This is a genomic window from Cetobacterium sp. ZOR0034 (assembly GCF_000799075.1).
Classification (GTDB): domain Bacteria; phylum Fusobacteriota; class Fusobacteriia; order Fusobacteriales; family Fusobacteriaceae; genus Cetobacterium_A.
The window spans coordinates 21870-40870 of record NZ_JTLI01000034.1; the positions used below are offsets into that span (position 1 = coordinate 21870).

Below are 19001 nucleotides of genomic sequence, written 5' to 3' on the forward strand. Positions count from 1 at the left end.
CTTAATAACCTATATAAAATAGTGGTGTTCCAAACTCTGATTCACCAAACTTTCTCATTATTTCTTCTGCTTCTTTCGATTGCATAAACTTTATAAAAGTTTTTATATCCTCTTTTTTAGAATCTTTTACATTGCTTAACTCTAAAATAGAATATATATTCTTCAATGGTTCTTTCTCATCTAAAGGAACCTCTTGTAATTTAAAATTATCTTTAACTTTTAAAAATGTTCCGCTGTCTGATAAAGTAAATCCTTGTAATTCAGATGTTAGATTCAGTGTTTTTGCCATTCCTAAACCTGCTTCTTTATAATTTTTAAAATTCTTATCTATTTTTGCTTCTTTCCACATTGACAACTCTTTAGAATGAGTTCCCGATTTATCTCCTCTTGAAATAAAAACAGAGTTTTCTGTGGCTATTTTGTTTAATAGCTCATTTAAATCTCTTGGATACCCCGACAAATCTTTTTCATTATTCGTTACAATAACAAAATAATTATGCATCAATGGATATCTCTTCAGTCCATATCCATCTTCAATAAATTTAATCTCTCTTCCCGGATCGTGAGTGAAAAGAATATCCACATCGCCTCTTTTACCTAATTCAAGTGCTTCTCCAGTTCCTTTTGCTATCCATTTTAAATCAATGCCTGTTTCTTTTTTTAAATTTTGAGAAATTTCTGTTAAAAATCCTGTGTCATCTAATGATGTAGTAGTTCCCATTAAAATTTCACCAGCTTGAAGTGTCGTCCCTAGTAATAAACTGAATAAAAATATAGATTTTTTCATGGCGTTCCCCCTTATTAAAAGATGAGTAATTATACTACGTCCAGATATTTTTTACAACTTTTTTATAGCTTTTGTGTTTGGTTTCGAGATTTTTTTCACTAAAACAGAATGAAAATTGTTTTGTTTTACCTATTGATATTCTGGTCTTTATGAGGTATACTCGCATTAATAAGTGTTTATCATCAACTATATAATTTAGGAGGTAATTATGGTAACATCATATAACGGAAAGTTATTAAGAGTTAATTTAACAACTGAAGAGGTAATCTGTGAAACTTTGAATTTAGAACTAGCTAAAAAATTTATTGGAGCAAGAGGACTTGGAAGTAAAATTCTTCTTGACGAAATAGACCCCAATATCGATCCTTTATCTGCCGAAAATAAGCTTGTTATCATGACTGGACCTGTAACAGGAGCCTCTGTTCCTACAGGTGGTCGATATGTTGTAGTTACAAAATCTCCACTCACTGGTATGATTGCCTGCTCAAACTCGGGTGGTCAATGGGGGGCGAAATTAAAATACGCTGGTTTTGATGGTATTATTATAGAAGGTAAAAGTTCATCTCCTAAATACTTATATATAAATGATGATAAAATTGAACTTTTAGATGCAGAACATATTTGGGGTAGAACAAGCAATGAGGCAAATATATTTTTCAGTGCTATTCATCCAAATTCTTCTGTTTTAAACATAGGACCAGGTGGTGAAAATCAATCACTTATGGCTGCTATTATAAATGATGGCGACAGAGCTGCTGGTCGTTCTGGAGTCGGTGCTGTAATGGGATCAAAAGCTTTAAAAGCTATTGTTGTAAATTCAACTAGAACCTCTATTCCTGTGAATAATCCCGATGAACTAAGAAAAGAGCTAGTAGTCGCTATGAAAAAAATTAAAGAGGATGGGGTTACAGGAACTGGTCTTCCTACTTATGGAACTGCTGTTCTTGTTAATATAATAAATGAAACTGGAAGTTTTCCTACAAATAACTGGCAAGGTGCTCATTCCAAAGAAGCTGAAAGTATCAGTGGAGAAACTTTAGCAGAAAAATATCTAAAAAGAACCTACAACTGTCACAGATGCCCAATTGGTTGTGGAAGAGTTGTTGAAAGAGAGGGACAAGAGATTGGCGGTCCTGAATATGAAACACTTTGGGCTTATGGTGGTAACTGTGGTGTCTATGATATTCCTAGTATAAATGAAGCTAATTTCTGGTGTAATGAACTTGGATTGGATTCAATCTCTGTTCCTTGCACTATAGCCTCTGCTATGGAGCTATATGAAAAAGGACTTATAACTGATGAAGATTGTCAAGGTGTTCCTTTAAAATTCGGAAGTAAAGATGCAATTGTTGAATGGACAAAGCGAATCGGTTTAGGAGAAACTACTCTTGGTAGACTTATGGCAAAGGGGTCTCAAAGACTTTGTGAACATTATGGTCACCCTGAAATGTCTATGTCTGTTAAAAAACAAGAACTACCAGCCTATGATGCTAGAGGAATTCAAGGAATTGGTTTAAACTATGCTACTAGTAATCGTGGGGGATGTCATGTTAGAGGTTATATGATTTCTCCAGAAATTTTAGCTCATCCTGAACTTTTAGATAGAACTGCTACAGATAATAAAGCTGTTTGGACTAAAACTTTCCAAGATTTAACCGCTGTTATTGATTCTATGGGAATGTGTCTATTTACTTCTTTTGCTCTTGGTGCAGACGATTATAAAAATTTCTTAAATGCTGCAACTGGAACTGAACATTCTGTAACATCTCTTTTAGAAGCTGGTGAACGTATCTATAACCTTGAAAGAGTTTTTAATCAAAAAGCTGGTATGAAATCTGAAGATGACAGATTACCTAAGCGTTTAATTGCAGACCCTATTCCTGATGGTCCTTCTAAAGGGCATAAAAGCAAGCTCGATATTATGTTGCCAGAATATTATGAAGCTCGTGGCTGGGTTGAAGCTTTTCCTACAAAAGAAACTCTTGTTAGATTAGGACTTCAAGACTTATGTTAGAGATTCGTTTTTTTGCCACTCTTCGAAAAGAACGTGATAATTCTATTAAAATTGATTTTACTGAAGGAATAACTGGATATGAAATTATAAATTATTTTAATATCTCAGAAGCTGAAGTATCTATATTTTTAGTTAATGGCTTTCACACACCTTTAGAAAAAAATTTAAATGACAATGATATTATATCTATATTTCCACCTGTTGGGGGTGGATAATGGAACCTCGATATTCAAGAAACTTTGAATCTTTAAGTTTAGATGAACAGATGATTATTAGAAATCAAACTATTTTGGTAGTTGGAGCTGGGGGCCTTGGAGGCCTCCTTCTTGATCATCTTGCTCGATTGGGAGTAAAAAAAATTAAGATTATCGATTTTGATTGTTTCGACCTCAGTAATCTCAATCGACAGCTTTTATCTAATGAGAACAATCTTGGCTTTTATAAAGTTGAAGAGGCGAAAAAACATATCAATCTTGTAAATTCGACCGTTCAAGTTGAGATATTTTCTGAGAGATTTGAAAATTGTGACTTTAAAACTCTTTTCAAAGATGTAGACGTTGTTTTTGATTGTTGCGATAATATAGAAAGTAAATTTCATATTGAAATTCAATCTCAACTTTTTAAAATTCCTCTTATATATGGAGCTGTTGGCGGATTTTTTGGTCAAGTTGGAATCATTCTTCCTGGACACCCACTTCTCAATCAAATATATCCGCGAACAAATTTAAAAGGGATTGAATCTAAGATCGGCAATCTTTGTACCACAGTTTCTATTGTTTCTTCACTTCAAGTTTCTTTATTCCTTAAGTTAATTTTAAACAAGACTTTTAAGTTGAATGGCTTTTATTATATAGACACTCTATCTTTTGATTTGGAGTGGATTCCTTTTGCAGAATAATAAAATTTGACTTTTTCTAACAAAAATTTTATAATCTGAACAAAAGAAGGCTTTAAAAGCACACAAAACACTTTAAGGATGGTTTTATGAAAAATAATAGTTTTATGCAAAATAAAAGAAAAAGAACTCTTTTTTTTGCAAATATAATGATGATTGCATTTATAATATTTCAATTTTCTGTAATGGGATTTGATAGTCCTGATAGTAAAACATTTTTGATTTTCCTACTTGGAGATCTCCTTCTTCTAGGTTTTCAAATAAGAGAGATTATCAAAGGAAACAGACCCAAAATTTAATAAAAAAATGATGAAACTATGCTATAATTGATATATCTTAGATATTAAAAGGAGGAAATTATGGCAGCAAATACTATAATTTGTCATTGTAAAAATGTAGATTATATAACAATTAGAATGGCGATGGTTAAAGGTGCACGTACTTTAGAAGAAATAAAAGAGATGACTGGAGCTGGAACTGGTTGCGGGAGATGTACTGGCGAGATTGAAAAAATATTAGCTTCTGTTTGTGGATGTACTGGTGCCTCTATGAAAGATGTTATTGAGGCTGTTAATAACGGTGCTGACACAGCTGAAAAAGTAGCAGAAATAACTAAAGCAGGTGCTGCTTGTGGGAGATGTAAAGTTTTAGTTCAAGATATTATCGAAAGAAAATATTGATTTTTTATAAGAAAACGATACCAAATTTATTACTAACTTTTGGTATCGTTTTTTTATTTTAACTCTTCATCTTTTCGCTTAATTTTTTTTCTAAACTTTACTTTATCTCTCTTGCTGGTGAAGCTGGTAAAATAACCTCTACTTCTGAATGTGGTCTTGGAATTACATGTACAGAAACTAATTCTCCTACACGTTGTGCCGCAGCTGCTCCTGCATCTGTAGCTGCTTTTACTGCTCCAACGTCTCCTCTTACCATAACTGTTACTAATCCTCCACCTACATATTCTTTTCCAATTAAATATACATTCGCTGCTTTTACCATTGCATCTGCCGCTTCAATCGATCCGATTAATCCTTTAGTTTCTATCATTCCTAATGCATCGTATTTCATATTTAATTCCTCCTATTTTTTCTTTATATTTATTTTATTATTTTAACTTTTGAATTTGGTTCTATACCAAGTGCGTTGGCTTCTTCAGTATCTAAATGACACTCTAGTGTAAATCTTTTATCAACTCTAACACAAGTATTGTCATATTGCCCACCTCTGATTCCATCAATTTTAATACTTACAACATCTCCATTCAAAACTCCAAATCTCTTAGAATCCTCTTCATTCATATGAATATGTCTTTGAGAAACTATAATTCCTTTTGATAAAACTACTGTTCCTTTTGGTCCAATTAATGTAACTCCAGGAGTTTCAAGAATATCTCCAGACATTTTAACTTTACCTTTTATTCCCAACTTTAAACAATCACTTATAGAAACTTCTATTTGAGTCTCTTTTCTTGCTGGTCCCAAAACCCTAACTTTCTCTATAACACTTTTAGGTCCACAAATAGTTACAACTTCTTTTGCTGCAAACTGATCTTTTTGAGATAAATCTTTAAGTTTATTTAGTCGATAGTCTTTCCCAAATAAAATATCAATGTCATCTTGCTTTAAATGTATGTGTCTATTAGAAATCCCAACTGGAATAGTTAATTTTTTTTCTTCCACTGCCTCTAAAATTTTTTCTAATAATGTATCTAACTTATTCATTTTTACCCCTTTATTGAAGCTAATATCTCTTCCATAAGCTTTAATAACTCTGGATTTTCCACTAATTCCTTTTCTATAGAAGTTTTTTCTAATGTTTTCTCTACTCTTCCTTCAGAACCATAAACAGTTATACCTTTATATTCTTTTTCCTCGTCTTTTTTTAATTTATTGCAATCTATAAGACCAAAGGCTACTCTTTTAATATTTAAAAGATGCATTGGAGTCACATTTTCAGAAACAGAGCTTCCTCCCCATGTTCCACATCCTAAAGTAAACGATGGCATAAGTCCAGTGCTTGCTCCAGTTCCACCTTGAGATCCACCTGTATTAACAAGAATTCTAGCAGCTGGTTTCTTAGCAAATTTTCTCACTATATCTAAATCTTCAGTATGAATACTCATTGTATGTCCAATTCCATTCTGTAATAAAGCAATACTTAACTCACAAGCTTCATGCCAATCTTTAATAACATAAAATCCTAAAACTGTAGTTAACTTTTCATAAGATAAAGGATTTCCTACTCCTACTCCATCTTGTTTTCCAATTAAAACTTTTGTCCCATAAGGAACTTTAAATCCAGCGGCCTCAGATATAACATCGGCTGATTTACCCACAAATTTAGCATTCATTGTATGCCCTTGTTTAAATAAAAGCTCACAAACTTTTTTAGTTTCCTCCTCAGTCATGAAGTATCCACCTTGCTTTTCAAACTCTTTTATAACTTGAATCTCATTACACTCTTCACAAATTATCGATTGCTCAGATGCACAGATAGTTCCGTTATCAAAAGTTTTACTTGCTATAATATTTTCTACAGCTTTCTCTACATTTGCTGTTCTTTCTATATATGCTGGAGAGTTTCCTGCTCCAACTCCTAGAGCTGGTTTTCCAGAACTATAAGCTGCTTTTACCATTCCTGGTCCACCTGTTGCTATTATTAGTGCTACTTCTGAAGCTTTCATCAATTCATTTGTGGCTTCCATAGTACACATCTCTAAGCAACTAATTATACAATCTGGAGCTCCAACTTCTACTGCCGCTTCACACATTAGCTTTACTGCTTCTCTTGTACATTTTTGTGCTGATGGATGAGGGGTGAATACTATAGCGTTTCTAGATTTAACAGCAATTATAGATTTAAATATCGCGGTTGATGTTGGATTTGTAGAAGGAACGATTCCTAAAATAAGTCCCATTGGCTCAGCTATACTCATAACTTTTTTAGTTTCATCTTCCTCTATTACACCAATTGTTTTCATATCTTTAATTGAATCATATAGAACTGTTGAAGCTAGGTGATTTTTAAATGCTTTATCCTCAATTTTTCCAAATCCGGTTTCTTCAACAGCCATTTTTGCTAAGTACAACTCATTTTTATTAGCAACTTTAACCATATTTTTAATTATTTTTTCAATTTGTTCCTCAGTGTATTCAGAGATTTTGTTAGCTGCACACTTACCTTTTCTTGCTAAATCTCTTGCATGCTGAATAGATGCTAAGTCTTTATCAAACATTTTTATTTTTTCCTCCTAGCTACTTTTCGCTGTAAAACTTCCTCTTGAGCTTTTTCTTCTATCTCTTCAATAATCTCTTCTGGAATTACTTCACTTATTTCTTCAACAAGCTGTACAATAGTTTCTTCTATAATTTCTTTCTCAACTATCTCTTTTCTTAAAATATTTTCAATTTCATCATGAGGTCTTGCTATAATATGAACTCCAACTAAATGTCCAACTTGCTCTGCAGCAACAGCCCCTGCATCAACTGCTGCCTTTACTGCTCCTACATCACCAGTAATCATTACAGTTATTAATCCACTACCAACCTTTTCTTTTCCTATTAATGTCACATTAGCAGCTTTTGTCATAGCATCTGCCGCTTCTATAGCTCCAACTAAACCCTTTGTTTCTATCATTCCTAAAGCTTGCATTTTACCTCCCTACTTTATAAAAGGGGCTCACTCCAATTTAAATCTTTCGAGAAATATAACACTTTTGCCATATCTTTTGACCCTATTTTTATTTCAGTTTTTTTTGGAATATTTATTAAATCTCCGCTTTTTCCTAAATATTTCTTTCCATTTAAAACTATTTCAACTTCTCCATCTATTATAAAAAGATTTCCCTTTGATTTAGTTTTTTTTATGAAGTTATCTTTTTGAATTTTTATAATTCCTATTATCTCTTCATCTGTATTTATTAAATTTTGAGAATATATATTTAAATTTTTAAAAATTTTATCAAATTTTATACTCTCTCCTTTAATTAATGTAAAGCCATTGGAGTCACACTCTTTTTCAAACTTTTTTTCATTTAAAAGTATTTTCATAATAGCTTTTTGTAAACCTTGGTCCTTGGAAACAACTTTAAAAAACTCCATGATTTTATCCATATCAATATCTTTTAAAATTTCATTTTCCTCTTTTTTTTCTTTTATTAAAACTTTAATATCACTATTTTTTATAACATCTTTTGCTGATGGAGTTAAAATTGTATCTTTATCTATTCTAATCTCTTTCACTCCATTTTCTAAGATCTCTTCTAAATCTTTTGCACATATTAGTTTTTTCAAGTTTTTCTCCTTTCCAAACTACTTTAACTTACAATCTTCATCAATTATTCCAACTACAACTGCATCTACTGGAACACTTCTTCCGATCATCTCTCTTGCTGAAGAACCTGTACTTATAATAACTCTATCTCCAATCCCTGCTCCAATAACATCTACCGCTACTAATCTTTTTCTTGTTGCTGCTGCGTCAATCTCTTCTGCTAGCATGAATTTCAAACCATTTAGTTCATCTGCTTTTCTTGTTGCCCAAACATTATCTATTATTTTTGCTATAATCATTCTTTCTCCTTATAACTTTAATCTAATATTTCTTGTGTGCAACTTAAAGCTATTCCTAACGGTGTTACAAACATTGGATTTTTAGGTTTATATACATTTACTTCAACATTTTTTTGAATAACCTCTTCAATTCCAGTTAAACAAGCTGTTCCTCCAACTAGCACTACATTTTCAACATGATATCCTTCAATATGGCTGTTTATTATTGAAGCTACCTTTTCTATAACTGGCTTGAGAATAGGCAATAATTCTTTATGATTTTTTACATCTCTTTTAAACTCATCAGCTTCTTTAAATGATTTCCCATATGTTCCTGAAACTACTAAAGAAAAATGTGTTCCTCCTGTAGCTTCATCTGCAACAGATATAACTTCTTCATTTTTCAATATGGAAGTTCCTGTTGTTCCACCACCTATATCAACTACTGCTCCATTTTTTATTTTTAAAACTTGATTTGCTGCCGTAGGTTCATCTAAAAGATTTGTTAACTCAAACCCTGCCGCTTGAACTACATTCTTAATAGCTCCTCCATCTATAGTATCTGTTCCTGGTGGAATCGCTGCAGCTGCATATAAAAGCTCTGTATTTAATTTATCTTCGATCTCTTTTTTTAACTCTCTAACTATTTTTATAGCACCAATGTAATCAACTACCATTCCATCTTTTACAACATCAGCATATCTATAAGCTCCTGCTACTGGATTATAATCTTCATCTAAAACCGCTAACACTACACAAGCTGTTCCTAAATCTACTCCTGTATAATAAACAGATGATTTTGTTAATTTTGGATTTTTTATAACTTTTTCAAACTCAGCCACTAGGCTATCACAATAATCAAAATCTATAATTTTTTCTAAACTCATAACTCCTCCATCATATGAAGCAATACTTTTTCCATCTTACTAATTATCCGATCAACATTTTCAACAATATCCTCATTTTTTAAAAAGAGATCTTTACAAAGATGTAGTTCAAAAATTAATTTTTTTAAAGAAAATATATATCTTCCATTTTTAAAATATAGATAACTTTCATTTGGTTCTTGACTCTCACTACAAGAAATTATTTCCTCCTGAAGTTTTAAGAGTTCACACTTTCCCTCTAGGGTATCTGATACATTTTTTAATCTTTTACCTATTTCTAAAATTTCTGCAGCAATCTTTATATTCTTATTCAAAAGTTCACTTACCAAAGAGTAGATTTCCATCTCCAGGCTTCTAAGTCTATAAATATTTTTTTTATCTAAAACAACTTGAATATTTTTTTTATTTTCATCAAAATTTTCTATTTTTACTTTTTTATCTAATAGATACTGTCTCCCTCCAGGAGTTAATCTTTGGTTTTGCTCTATTTGAAAGCATTCAAAAGGCTCTTTTCTATATAGCTCTCTCAGATACCCCTCTGTTATAAATTTAAGCATCTCCTTCACCTTCTATAGTTTTAGACAACTAATAATTAATGACGTATAACTCTAACATGTAAATCATATTTTTTTATTAAATTCTCTATTTGGTCTAACTCATCATTAGTTAACTGAAAATCACCTTTCATCTCATAGTCCATACCTAACTGTTCATATTTATTTACACCCATCTTATGATACGGTAATAAATCCACACTTTTTAAATTTTTAAATTCTTTATATGGTAATAAAAATTTAATTAAATTATCTATATCTATACTTTCAGTGTTTACACCTTTTACTAATGGAATTCTAATCTCCACGTTATACTTATTTTCTAAAAGGTATTTTAAATTTTCTAAAATTCTTTCATTTCTAACTCCAGTCCAATGAAAATGTTTATCTGAATCTATTTGTTTTATATCAAATAAAAATAGATCTACATATTCCGCAACTTTTTCTATTACATCTAAAGTTGTATATCCGCAAGTTTCTATTGCTGTATTTAATCCAACATTTTTACAGACCATCAACAGATTTATAGCTGCCTCTGGTTGCATTAAAACTTCACCACCACCTAGGGTTACTCCACCTCCCGACATCTCATAAAATGTACGATCCTCTTCTATAACTTTTAATAATTCTGATATTCCTTTATCTTCACCGACTATTTTTAGTGCCTCTTGATTACATTCTTGTTCGCATTTTTTGCAACCAATACACTGTTTTGTCCTGTCAATAGTGTGAGTATTATTTATACCCACACCATGAATTTTAACAGGGCAAACATCTTTACATCTATTACAGTCAATACAACTATTACTTTTAAACATAACTCTATATCTTTTTTCTAGTCCTTCTGGATTAGCACACCATCTACATCTTAAAGGGCATCCTTGAAAAAATATTAAAGTTCTTACTCCAGGGCCATCATACATATTATATTTTTGAACATTAAAAATTCTTGCTTTTCTTTCAAAATGGTTATTTTCCATAAGTTTCTCCAAATTTTAGAAGTGTGTTAACACCGTTCTACTTATAATTTCATCTTGTACATCTTTACATAACTCAACAAAGTAAGCACTATATCCTGCAACACGAACTATTAAATCTCTATATGCTTCTGGATTTTTCTGAGCTGCAAGTAAAGTTTCATTATCTAAATAGTTAAATTGCATCTCTCCTAATTGTAAAGCACAAGCGCTACGCAGTAGAGTTATAATTCCATTTTCTCCCTCAGGAGTTTCAAGTAAACCAGATATTAACTTAAAGTTATGAACCATTCCTATGTTCATGCTATCACACGCCATTTTGGAAACTGATTTTATTATTGCAGTAGGTCCTTTTGTATCTGCTCCTTGAGTAGGACTTATTCCGTCTGAAAGTGGAGTCCAAGCTTTACGTCCGTTTGGTGTAGCTCCTGTTATTTGTCCTAAAGGAGTGTTATTTGAAATAGAAAGTGTTCCATGACTTAATATAGAGTACAGAGTTCTATATTTACGATGTTCGTTTTCTGTAAAGTTAATTAAATCTGTTGCTATATAATCTACATAATCATCATCATTTCCATATTTTGGAACTGTTAAGCAATCTTTTCTTAAAGTTTCATATCCTACAAAATCTGCTTTTAATGCTTCTTTTATATCTTTTAATGTATATTTTTTATCTTCAAATACAAGTTTTTTAATAACTGCCATCGAGTCAACATAAGTTGCTAATCCACTCCATACAACTCCTGGACCGAAGTTATACATAGCTCCTCCAGCTTCTACCCCTCTACCTTTTTCCATACATCCTTCATACATCATTGACATAAGTGGCTTTGGAGCTAAATCTTTATGAACTTTTTGAGTTATAACAGTAGCTATACTTGAAAGTTTTGTTATATATTTTATTTGATTTTTTACAGCTTCTTCAAACTCTTCATAAGTTTTATATCTATCTACATCTCCTAAGTCTGGACAAACTTTTTTTCCATACCATAGAGTTGCTCCATTATTTAAAACCAACTCAATACAGATTGGCCATTGAGTATAGGCTGTTGATGTCCACTGATATAATCTTCCTGACTTTTGAGGTTCAACACATCCCATTAAACAATAATCTCTTGCATCTTCAATCGAAACCCCTTTAGCTAACATCATTTTTATATGAACATCATCAAAATGACAAGCAGGGAATCCAAGACCAGCTTTTATAACTTGAACTATTTTTTTTAAATATTCATGTGGTGATGACTTATGAATACGACAAGCAAGTGATGGTTGATAAACTTTCACATGTCTAACTGCATCCATAAGCAGATATGTTAAGTCGTTTGTTGCATCTTTACCACATCTTGTAAGTCCTCCAACACACATATTTACAAAAGGTTGATATCCTGCAAAGAATTTAGACCCACCTTCACTAGTTAACCACATCATCTCTGACATTTTAATCAACATACATCCAGCTATTTCAAAAGCTTCATATTTTGACATTCTTCCACTTTCAATATCTGTTTTAAACATCGGATACATATATTGATCCACACGACCAATTGACATTCCAGTTTGATTTTCTTCTACAACTAAAAGTGATTCAATAGTCCATACTGATTGAACTGCTTCCCAGAATGTTTGGGGTTTATGCGCTGGAACTCTTGCATTTATTTCTGATATTTTTAAAAGCTCAGCTTTTCTTTTGGGATTTGACTCTTTTGCAGCTAATTGAGCGGCATACTCTGACATACGTTTAGCATATATCATAACTCCTTCTGCTGTATCTATTAATGATTTATAGAAATATATTTTTTCTATATCTTCTGGATTAGCATAATCTAAAGTTTCTAACTTTTCGTTAGACTCTTTAATTACATCTAACATCCCTTTATTCATTAAAATTACATCATAACCTGGGTTTGAATCTCCACCTCCATTTACAGCATGATATGAACAATCAGAAACAAATGATTCTCCAGACAATTCCCAAAGTCCAGCCTCACGGAATTGTTGCTCACAATACTCATCTACCGATTTCCCTGCCCAAAATGGAAAAATTTCATCTTTTAAAGTTTGTTTATCTGCTTCAGATATACAAAATGGATCCTGTGGTCTTTTTGAAATTGTTTCTAATTCAGTTTCTAGCCATCTCCAAGCTATATCTGGTGAAAATGCACCAGCTCTTGGAGCTCCATTTGGTGATCCTACAATTAATTCTCCATCTTGAATCACAAGTGGTGCTGTTTCACAACAATATTTAAAACTCTTTCCTCTTAATATTGCTTTTGGAAGTCCAGGGTTTTCTTTAGCTATTTTTGTTAAAGCTTTTGCTCTATAAATAGTTATAGATGGAATCTGTTTTAAATAATTTTCCTTTAATTTTGCCAATCTTTCAGTTATTTTTTCAGGAACTTCTTTACACTCATTCGTGTAATTGTAATTTTCTTTTTCATAGCTTTCACCTTTTATTTCATGGCTTATTCCTTGAAACATTTTTAGTAAAGCTTCTCTTTCTTCCACTGACATATTTTCAGTAGCTTTCATAAATTTATTTAAAAATTCTCGAATTTCCATATTACGCTCCTTAAGATAAAATATCTTTCAATATTTTTTCTAATTTTTTTAATATCTCTAGCTCTTCATCTCTTTTCTCTCTATACTTTTCTAATAAGACTTCAGAACTTTTTATTTCATAACCAACTTTTCTAATATATATTAAATTCATTGGAGAAACATTATCTGAAGTCATACCTCTTCCAATAACTCCACATCCTAATGTCATTGATGGAAATAGTTCTGTTGTTCCTCCCATACTTCCAAAACTTCCAGATGTATTTACTAAAACTCTTCCTACAGGTTTCTTTAAAGAAAACTCTTTAATAATATTTTCATCTTTAGAATGAATTACTAAAGTATGTCCTTGCTTCTCATTTAATAGAAGTTCTATGCATTTCTCACAAGCACTCATCCAATCTTGTTCTACATAAAATGAAAGTACTGGACATAATTTTTCTTTGGAAAATGGATTATCTAAAGATACATACCTTTCCTTTGAAATAAGTATCTTCACATTTTTTGGTATCGTTATTTCTGCTCGTTGAGCTAAAAACTGTGCATCTTTTCCAATATATATTTTTCTAAAATCACCTTTTGAATCAAATATAAGACTTTTTATTTTCTCACTTTCAATTTCATTTAAAAAGTAAGCTCCATTTAATTCAAACTCTTTTATTACTTCATTTAAAATAACTTTATCTACAACTACTGCTTGTTCTGCTCCTGGCATGACTCCGTTATCAAAAGCTTTACTTATAACTATATCTAAAATAGCTTTTTTTATATCAGCAGTTTTTTCAATGAATACAGGAGTATTTCCAGTTCTTCCATAAACTAAAGTTTTTCCACTTTTATAAATCTCTGGTAGAATTTCCTCTACCCCAGTGTTTAAAATCAAATCTACACCATTATGATTTAACAATTCTTTCGTTCCATTTAGAGAAATTCTGCTTAAATATGAAATAGCTCCTTTTGGATATCCAACCTCTTCAGCTGCTTCAATTATTAAATCCAATGTTTTCATCATTGTTTTTTTTGAATTCTTCTGTAAATTAAAAATTATTGAATTTCCAGATTTTACAGCTATTAAGATCTTATAAATTAATGTTGATATCGGATTACACTCAGAACAAAATGCTACAATAACTCCGATTGGAACTCCAATATTAGATATTTTATTATCTTGAGATATAATTCCTACACATTTCATACCCCTTAACTTTTCTATAACATTTTCTAAAAGTAAGTTTAACTTAGTAACTTTATCCTCTTTCACTCCAAAATCAATCTCTTCATATAGTTCAAAGGCTATCTGTTTGATATTTTCTTTTAGTTTTTTCTCTATGTTATTTATAACTTTATCTAACTGTTCTTGAGAAAAAGTTTTTAAAATCTTTTGAATCTCTTTAGAATTTTCAGCTATTATTCTAGCTTCTTGCATAGAAAGTAAATCATTATCTATAATCGTCATTTTTAATTCCACCTCTTATTTTATAAGTTTGGAATAGCATACTTATCAATTATCTTCTGTATATCATAGTGTGGTCTGGCTATAACTATTGAACTATACAGATTTCCATCCTCCATACTAGTTACTGCATTCACTCCTGCATCTACTGCTGCTTTACAAGCTCCAACATCTCCTGTCACTATAACAGTTATGTATCCCGATGCTACATTCTCATATCCTATTAACTCCACATCTGCTGCTTTACACATAGCGTCTGCTGCCTCTAAAGCAAAAACTAATCCAAATGTCTCTATCAATCCTATTGCTTCTCTTCTTAACATTCAAGTCAACTCCCCTTTGATTATTGATCTATATCATGAACTGTTACTATTTTCCCAATCTCATTTATAGGTCTTGGCATAACATTTTTAGCTGTTAACTTTCCTACTGCCGCCGCTGCTACCGCTCCTGCTTCAACTGCTGCTTTAACTGCTGCCACATCTCCCTTTACCATTATAGTAACAAGTGTTGACCCCACATTTTCATAAGATACTAATTCAACATTAGCAGCTTTTAACATCTTATCTGCCGCTTCTAAAGCTGGAACAAGTCCAAGTGTTTCAACTAATCCTAAAGCTTCATTTCCATAATATTTCATCTTATCCTCCAAACTTAATTATTGATCTTTTATAAAACTATTGATTATATCTTTACTTTCTTTATTAGCTTCATAGTATAAAACTAAGTTTCCGTTTTCATCTAAATCTGCATTTACTTCTTCAATTAATCCATTTGCTTCAGCTGTCATCAAAGCATTTATTATAGAGTTTTTATTAAAGGACTTAAAATTTTGGTAATCCTTTTTTAAAGACTCCATCACCTCATAAACAGATGAACTTTCATGCTTTGTAAAATATTTCAATATTGCATAGTTAAGTGGCATCACGATTATTCCTCCCTCTTTTTTAAAAACTCCAAAGGATTTACTGCAATTATTAAGATTCCAATAACCATTACTATTGCACCAATCCAAGCTACCATAGGAAGAGCCCATCCATCTATTCCAACGATAACTCCTAAGAATAACCAACAGAAGAATGGTCCAAAGAATGAATATGTTCCATTACATGCTGTTCCAAGACCTGCTCCACACATACTGTTTCCTGTATACCAGGCTGTAAAAGAAACAAATGTTGCAAGTCCACTTAATATAAACCAGAACATTGCTGGTGAACTAGAAAAAGCTTTCATCGTAAGTGTTATTGCTGTTGTTACATCCCCACTTAAGAACCCAAGTATAGGTAAAACTATAAATATATTTGTAAGTCCTGAAGTTAATTGTCTAACACATATTCCAATTTGTGGATCTACCATAGCTGATGCATATCCTGCAACACATCCTTCAAATCCCCAACCAAAAGCTGCTATTATTGCTATTAAAATTCCTAGTAAAACTTCTGTTGAAATCTCTTCTCCAACAAAGCTTGTACTTCCTATTAAAAAACTTGCAGATACACATATTAAAATTCCAAAAGCCATTCTTTTATTAATCTCTTGTTTATAAAATATTTTTCCTAAAATTGCTGCTATTGCAGGACAAAGGGCTGATATTGGAACTATTATTGATCCTGCCATTTGAAGAGCTATTACATAAGCCGTTCCAGCTATTGGTCCTCCCAGCATTGCTGCTAACATAAGCATTTTCCCAGGTTTTGTGTTTAACGTTCTTCCAAAGTCTCCAAGTTTTCCTTGATAACCAGCATTACCTAAAGCCCAAAATGCGCTACAAGTATCATTTATTGCATTTCCCAATGCTGCTAATAGATACACAATTACAAAAGTTGAAAGTCCTGTTAAATTCGGACCATACCAATCTGTCCAAACTCCTTTAGTCATTCCTAAAGTTAAAAAAGCTGTATAAATACCATAAGTCATTCCTGAAAATAATCCAATTTTAATACCCTTTTTTAAAAATTCTTTTTTACTTTGTTCCTTCAACATTGTAATTTTTACTTCTTTTTCTAAAAATTCAACTTCTGCCGTTTCCTTGAATATTGCTTCTGGCATAACTCCTCCTTCTCACTCTTTTTCATAATAAATTGGGGAATTTATTATTTTTTCCTTGTTATAATACAAGTATAAACCTTCCATATATGTTTAATGTCAAGAAAAATTTGTGTTTAATTTACAAATTTATAATCTGTATATAAAGCTATAATTTCGTTTTTAGAACTTAAATTATAAAAAAACAGGTTAGCAAATAAGTTTGCCAACCTGTTTTTTGCATTCCACTTTACTGGAACCTTTATTATTTTATATTCATTATTATTTCTGTTACAAATTTATCCTCATCTTTTGTGGTCCAATAATCCATCACATATCTTTCATAGCAACAATCTTCAAGTCTATAGTTATGAAGCTTTGCCCAATCACACATTTTTTTATACGTTTCTTTTATATTTCTATGAGAACCAATATGGTAGCAAGAAACAACAAGTTTTCCTCCAAAATCAGTTAAAAGTTCTGAATCACATTTTATAAGATTTTTTTGAAGCATTCTTATCTTTTGATTTTTTCCTTTTAATTTATTTTCTAAAGAGGAGAACTCAATTATAACAGGTCCTGTTATTGCATTTCCTATCTCCTCTATATAATTAGTAAAATCTATATTTATTACAGAACTTATATAATCTTCATTAAATTCTTGTGTGTGATATATATATCTATCTTTCTCTAAATATTTTACTTTTACATCTGTCAAATTATATTCTAAAACCATTCTGGCTTCTTTCACCAAAGAGTTCCAATCTTCAAGAGAGCGTTTTTTTAAAACTAGCTCCTTTTCCATCTTTTCTAAATCTTTTATTTTTTCTGAAAAACTTTCTTCAATATGTTGACAATTAAAGTCATTCATAACTTTTTTTATACTCTCTAGTGTAAATCCACTCTGTTTATAATATTTTATTACTGGTATTGTATATAAATTGTCTTTACTATAATATCTATATCCATTACTATTTATTTCAAAGGGTGAAAGTAGTCCTATTTTGTCATAAAACCTCAGAGTTTTTTTCGCTATACCACAAATTTTTTCAACTTCTCCAATATAGTACTTCTCTTTTTCCATTTTATCACTCCTAAACTTCTATCCCACAATATCTTTCAATAGTGCTTTCATATCCTCTTTCTTAATTTCTTTTGGATTTGTTTTTGTACATACATCTTTCATTACTATTCCATAAACTTCTTCTACATCCTGTAGCAGTGAACTTCCATCAACTTTTAATTCTTTTAAATTTTTAGGAATACCAACAGATTTTTGTAACTTCTGAATATAATTTATTAAGTTACTTGTGCTAATAACTGGATTAATCCCATGAAGACCAGCTATTTTTCCTAACTTTTGATATCTTTTTAAAGTTTCATTTTCTGAATCTAAGTATGATTTTTTATCTATATCTGAATTAAATTTAATTACGTAAGGAAGTATAATTGCATTTATTTTTCCGTGAGGAATATGAAATCTTCCTCCAATCATATGAGATAAACTATGAGTTAATCCCAGTCCAGCTGTGTTAAATGCAAGACCTGCTAAACATGAAGCATTATGCATTTTTTCTCTAGCATATATATCATTTCCATTTTCATAAACTTTTTTCAAATTTTTTACAACTAATTCAAAAGCTTTTTCTGCCAAAGCATCTGTAAAATCAGAAGCTTCCTTAGATACATAAGCTTCTATTGCATGTGTTAATACATCCATTCCTGTATCTGCAGTTATACTTTTTGGAACTGATTTTACTAACTCTGGATCTAATATTGCTATTGTTGGCAATAAATCCTCATTTGTCAAAGCATACTTTAAACTTTCTTTTTCATTTGTTATAACAGAATACTCTGTTACTTCTGAACCTGTTCCACTTGTTGTTGGAATAGCATAAAAATCTATATCTATATTTTCATCTATTCTTTTATAATACTCTCTTATAGCCTTAGCTCCATCTATTGAAGATCCTCCTCCTAAAGCGATTATCAAATCAAATTTTTTTCTCTTTAGAAGCTGCACACCTTTTGCAACAATTTTTATTGTAGGATCTGGTATAATCTCATCAAAAACTAAAACTTCACACTTTTCTAGTTTATCTAATATTTTTTTTAAAATATCAGATGCCCCTATAAATTTGTCACATACAATTAGTATCTTTTTATTATCTAACTCCCTTAATTTTTCTAGAGATCCTTCTCCAAAATATATAGCAGTTTCAATATTAAAACGTTTCATAACTAAACTCTCCTTAATACTTTGTAGTCAAAAATACTAATTTTCCCCAATTCAACTT

The 19001-nt window shown here is 31.1% G+C and carries 22 protein-coding genes and 1 pseudogene; 5 read left to right on the forward strand and 18 right to left on the reverse strand.

The window, feature by feature from the left end; genetic code table 11:
* Position 1: 1 nt before the first annotated feature.
* Entirely contained in the window at positions 2-787 is a 786-nt protein-coding gene (locus L992_RS07565; RefSeq protein WP_047382119.1) for a substrate-binding domain-containing protein, read from the reverse strand.
* Positions 788-995: 208 nt separating this feature from the next.
* On the opposite strand from L992_RS07565, the gene L992_RS07570 reads away from it, so the two are divergent.
* From L992_RS07570 to L992_RS07590, 5 genes are all read left to right on the forward strand, one after another.
* Entirely contained in the window at positions 996-2801 is a 1806-nt protein-coding gene (locus L992_RS07570) for an aldehyde ferredoxin oxidoreductase family protein (RefSeq protein WP_047382121.1), read from the forward strand.
* A complete protein-coding gene (locus L992_RS07575; RefSeq protein WP_047382125.1) occupies positions 2795-3016 on the forward strand; it encodes a MoaD/ThiS family protein in 222 nt (73 codons plus the stop codon). The genes L992_RS07570 and L992_RS07575 overlap by 7 nt, the downstream gene beginning before the upstream one ends.
* Positions 3016-3699 carry a ThiF family adenylyltransferase gene (locus L992_RS07580; RefSeq protein WP_047382128.1) on the forward strand — a complete coding sequence of 228 codons (684 nt, stop codon included), beginning with the start codon at positions 3016-3018 and terminating at the stop codon, positions 3697-3699. The genes L992_RS07575 and L992_RS07580 overlap by 1 nt, the downstream gene beginning before the upstream one ends.
* Positions 3700-3785: 86 nt before the next feature.
* Positions 3786-3995 carry a hypothetical protein gene (locus tag L992_RS07585; protein ID WP_047382130.1) on the forward strand — a complete coding sequence of 70 codons (210 nt, stop codon included), beginning with the start codon at positions 3786-3788 and terminating at the stop codon, positions 3993-3995.
* A gap of 60 nt (positions 3996-4055) precedes the next feature.
* Positions 4056-4376, forward strand: coding sequence for a (2Fe-2S)-binding protein (locus L992_RS07590; RefSeq protein WP_047382131.1), 321 nt, complete (start codon positions 4056-4058; stop codon positions 4374-4376).
* A gap of 97 nt (positions 4377-4473) precedes the next feature.
* On the opposite strand, the gene eutM is transcribed toward L992_RS07590, so the two are convergent.
* The 17 genes and pseudogenes from eutM to L992_RS07675 all read right to left on the reverse strand — a co-directional run bounded on the left by eutM (position 4474) and on the right by L992_RS07675 (position 18943).
* On the reverse strand, positions 4474-4767 hold the full coding sequence (eutM, locus tag L992_RS07595; RefSeq protein WP_047395399.1) for an ethanolamine utilization microcompartment protein EutM: 294 nt from the start codon (positions 4765-4767) through the stop codon (positions 4474-4476).
* A gap of 29 nt (positions 4768-4796) precedes the next feature.
* Entirely contained in the window at positions 4797-5420 is a 624-nt protein-coding gene (gene pduL / locus L992_RS07600; RefSeq protein WP_047395401.1) for a phosphate propanoyltransferase, read from the reverse strand.
* A gap of 2 nt (positions 5421-5422) precedes the next feature.
* The gene (locus L992_RS07605) at positions 5423-6934 is read right to left on the reverse strand and encodes an acetaldehyde dehydrogenase (acetylating) (RefSeq protein ID WP_197053402.1); all 1512 of its coding nucleotides are present in this window, start codon (positions 6932-6934) and stop codon (positions 5423-5425) included.
* A gap of 152 nt (positions 6935-7086) precedes the next feature.
* Positions 7087-7350 (reverse strand): annotated as a pseudogene (locus tag L992_RS07610) (BMC domain-containing protein); the annotation flags it as partial.
* A gap of 14 nt (positions 7351-7364) precedes the next feature.
* Positions 7365-7991 (reverse strand): hypothetical protein, encoded by a 627-nt coding sequence (locus L992_RS07615; protein WP_047395407.1) that lies wholly within the window; start codon positions 7989-7991, stop codon positions 7365-7367.
* 18 nt (positions 7992-8009) lie between these two features.
* The gene (locus L992_RS07620; RefSeq protein WP_047395410.1) at positions 8010-8270 is read right to left on the reverse strand and encodes a EutN/CcmL family microcompartment protein; all 261 of its coding nucleotides are present in this window, start codon (positions 8268-8270) and stop codon (positions 8010-8012) included.
* Between the two features lie 17 nt (positions 8271-8287).
* Entirely contained in the window at positions 8288-9136 is an 849-nt protein-coding gene (gene eutJ / locus L992_RS07625) for an ethanolamine utilization protein EutJ (protein ID WP_047395413.1), read from the reverse strand.
* Positions 9133-9693 (reverse strand): hypothetical protein, encoded by a 561-nt coding sequence (locus tag L992_RS07630; RefSeq protein WP_047395415.1) that lies wholly within the window; start codon positions 9691-9693, stop codon positions 9133-9135. The genes eutJ and L992_RS07630 overlap by 4 nt, the downstream gene beginning before the upstream one ends.
* Before the next feature lie 35 nt (positions 9694-9728).
* The gene (gene cutD / locus L992_RS07635) at positions 9729-10670 is read right to left on the reverse strand and encodes a choline TMA-lyase-activating enzyme (RefSeq protein ID WP_047395419.1); all 942 of its coding nucleotides are present in this window, start codon (positions 10668-10670) and stop codon (positions 9729-9731) included.
* Positions 10671-10685: 15 nt separating this feature from the next.
* Positions 10686-13229 (reverse strand): choline trimethylamine-lyase, encoded by a 2544-nt coding sequence (cutC, locus tag L992_RS07640; RefSeq protein WP_047395422.1) that lies wholly within the window; start codon positions 13227-13229, stop codon positions 10686-10688.
* A gap of 10 nt (positions 13230-13239) precedes the next feature.
* Positions 13240-14682 (reverse strand): aldehyde dehydrogenase family protein, encoded by a 1443-nt coding sequence (locus L992_RS07645; protein WP_047395425.1) that lies wholly within the window; start codon positions 14680-14682, stop codon positions 13240-13242.
* Positions 14683-14702: 20 nt separating this feature from the next.
* The gene (locus tag L992_RS07650; RefSeq protein ID WP_047395428.1) at positions 14703-15002 is read right to left on the reverse strand and encodes a BMC domain-containing protein; all 300 of its coding nucleotides are present in this window, start codon (positions 15000-15002) and stop codon (positions 14703-14705) included.
* Positions 15003-15022: 20 nt separating this feature from the next.
* On the reverse strand, positions 15023-15319 hold the full coding sequence (locus L992_RS07655) for a BMC domain-containing protein (protein ID WP_047395431.1): 297 nt from the start codon (positions 15317-15319) through the stop codon (positions 15023-15025).
* Positions 15320-15337: 18 nt separating this feature from the next.
* The gene (locus L992_RS07660) at positions 15338-15607 is read right to left on the reverse strand and encodes a hypothetical protein (RefSeq protein WP_047395433.1); all 270 of its coding nucleotides are present in this window, start codon (positions 15605-15607) and stop codon (positions 15338-15340) included.
* Between the two features lie 2 nt (positions 15608-15609).
* Positions 15610-16728: a DMT family transporter gene (locus L992_RS07665; protein WP_197053403.1), complete on the reverse strand. Its 1119-nt coding sequence runs from the start codon at positions 16726-16728 to the stop codon at positions 15610-15612.
* 241 nt (positions 16729-16969) lie between these two features.
* Positions 16970-17788 (reverse strand): MerR family transcriptional regulator, encoded by an 819-nt coding sequence (locus L992_RS07670; protein WP_047395437.1) that lies wholly within the window; start codon positions 17786-17788, stop codon positions 16970-16972.
* A gap of 18 nt (positions 17789-17806) precedes the next feature.
* Complete coding sequence (locus tag L992_RS07675; RefSeq protein WP_047395440.1) at positions 17807-18943, reverse strand: 1-propanol dehydrogenase PduQ; 1137 nt, start codon at positions 18941-18943, stop codon at positions 17807-17809.
* Positions 18944-19001 lie beyond the last annotated feature (58 nt).

Coding starts and splice junctions, on each gene's coding strand:
- L992_RS07565 (WP_047382119.1), bottom strand. CDS start 787: ATGAAAAAATCTATATTTTTATTCAGTTTATTACTAGGGACGACACTT.
- eutJ (WP_047395413.1), bottom strand. CDS start 9,136: ATGAGTTTAGAAAAAATTATAGATTTTGATTATTGTGATAGCCTAGTG.
- L992_RS07665 (WP_197053403.1), bottom strand. CDS start 16,728: ATGCCAGAAGCAATATTCAAGGAAACGGCAGAAGTTGAATTTTTAGAA.
- L992_RS07585 (WP_047382130.1), top strand. CDS start 3,786: ATGAAAAATAATAGTTTTATGCAAAATAAAAGAAAAAGAACTCTTTTT.
- L992_RS07570 (WP_047382121.1), top strand. CDS start 996: ATGGTAACATCATATAACGGAAAGTTATTAAGAGTTAATTTAACAACT.
- L992_RS07650 (WP_047395428.1), bottom strand. CDS start 15,002: ATGTTAAGAAGAGAAGCAATAGGATTGATAGAGACATTTGGATTAGTT.
- L992_RS07655 (WP_047395431.1), bottom strand. CDS start 15,319: ATGAAATATTATGGAAATGAAGCTTTAGGATTAGTTGAAACACTTGGA.
- pduL (WP_047395401.1), bottom strand. CDS start 5,420: ATGAATAAGTTAGATACATTATTAGAAAAAATTTTAGAGGCAGTGGAA.
- L992_RS07670 (WP_047395437.1), bottom strand. CDS start 17,788: ATGGAAAAAGAGAAGTACTATATTGGAGAAGTTGAAAAAATTTGTGGT.
- eutM (WP_047395399.1), bottom strand. CDS start 4,767: ATGAAATACGATGCATTAGGAATGATAGAAACTAAAGGATTAATCGGA.
- cutD (WP_047395419.1), bottom strand. CDS start 10,670: ATGGAAAATAACCATTTTGAAAGAAAAGCAAGAATTTTTAATGTTCAA.
- L992_RS07630 (WP_047395415.1), bottom strand. CDS start 9,693: ATGCTTAAATTTATAACAGAGGGGTATCTGAGAGAGCTATATAGAAAA.
- L992_RS07575 (WP_047382125.1), top strand. CDS start 2,795: ATGTTAGAGATTCGTTTTTTTGCCACTCTTCGAAAAGAACGTGATAAT.
- L992_RS07605 (WP_197053402.1), bottom strand. CDS start 6,934: ATGTTTGATAAAGACTTAGCATCTATTCAGCATGCAAGAGATTTAGCA.
- L992_RS07590 (WP_047382131.1), top strand. CDS start 4,056: ATGGCAGCAAATACTATAATTTGTCATTGTAAAAATGTAGATTATATA.
- cutC (WP_047395422.1), bottom strand. CDS start 13,229: ATGGAAATTCGAGAATTTTTAAATAAATTTATGAAAGCTACTGAAAAT.
- L992_RS07620 (WP_047395410.1), bottom strand. CDS start 8,270: ATGATTATAGCAAAAATAATAGATAATGTTTGGGCAACAAGAAAAGCA.
- L992_RS07675 (WP_047395440.1), bottom strand. CDS start 18,943: ATGAAACGTTTTAATATTGAAACTGCTATATATTTTGGAGAAGGATCT.
- L992_RS07580 (WP_047382128.1), top strand. CDS start 3,016: ATGGAACCTCGATATTCAAGAAACTTTGAATCTTTAAGTTTAGATGAA.
- L992_RS07645 (WP_047395425.1), bottom strand. CDS start 14,682: ATGACGATTATAGATAATGATTTACTTTCTATGCAAGAAGCTAGAATA.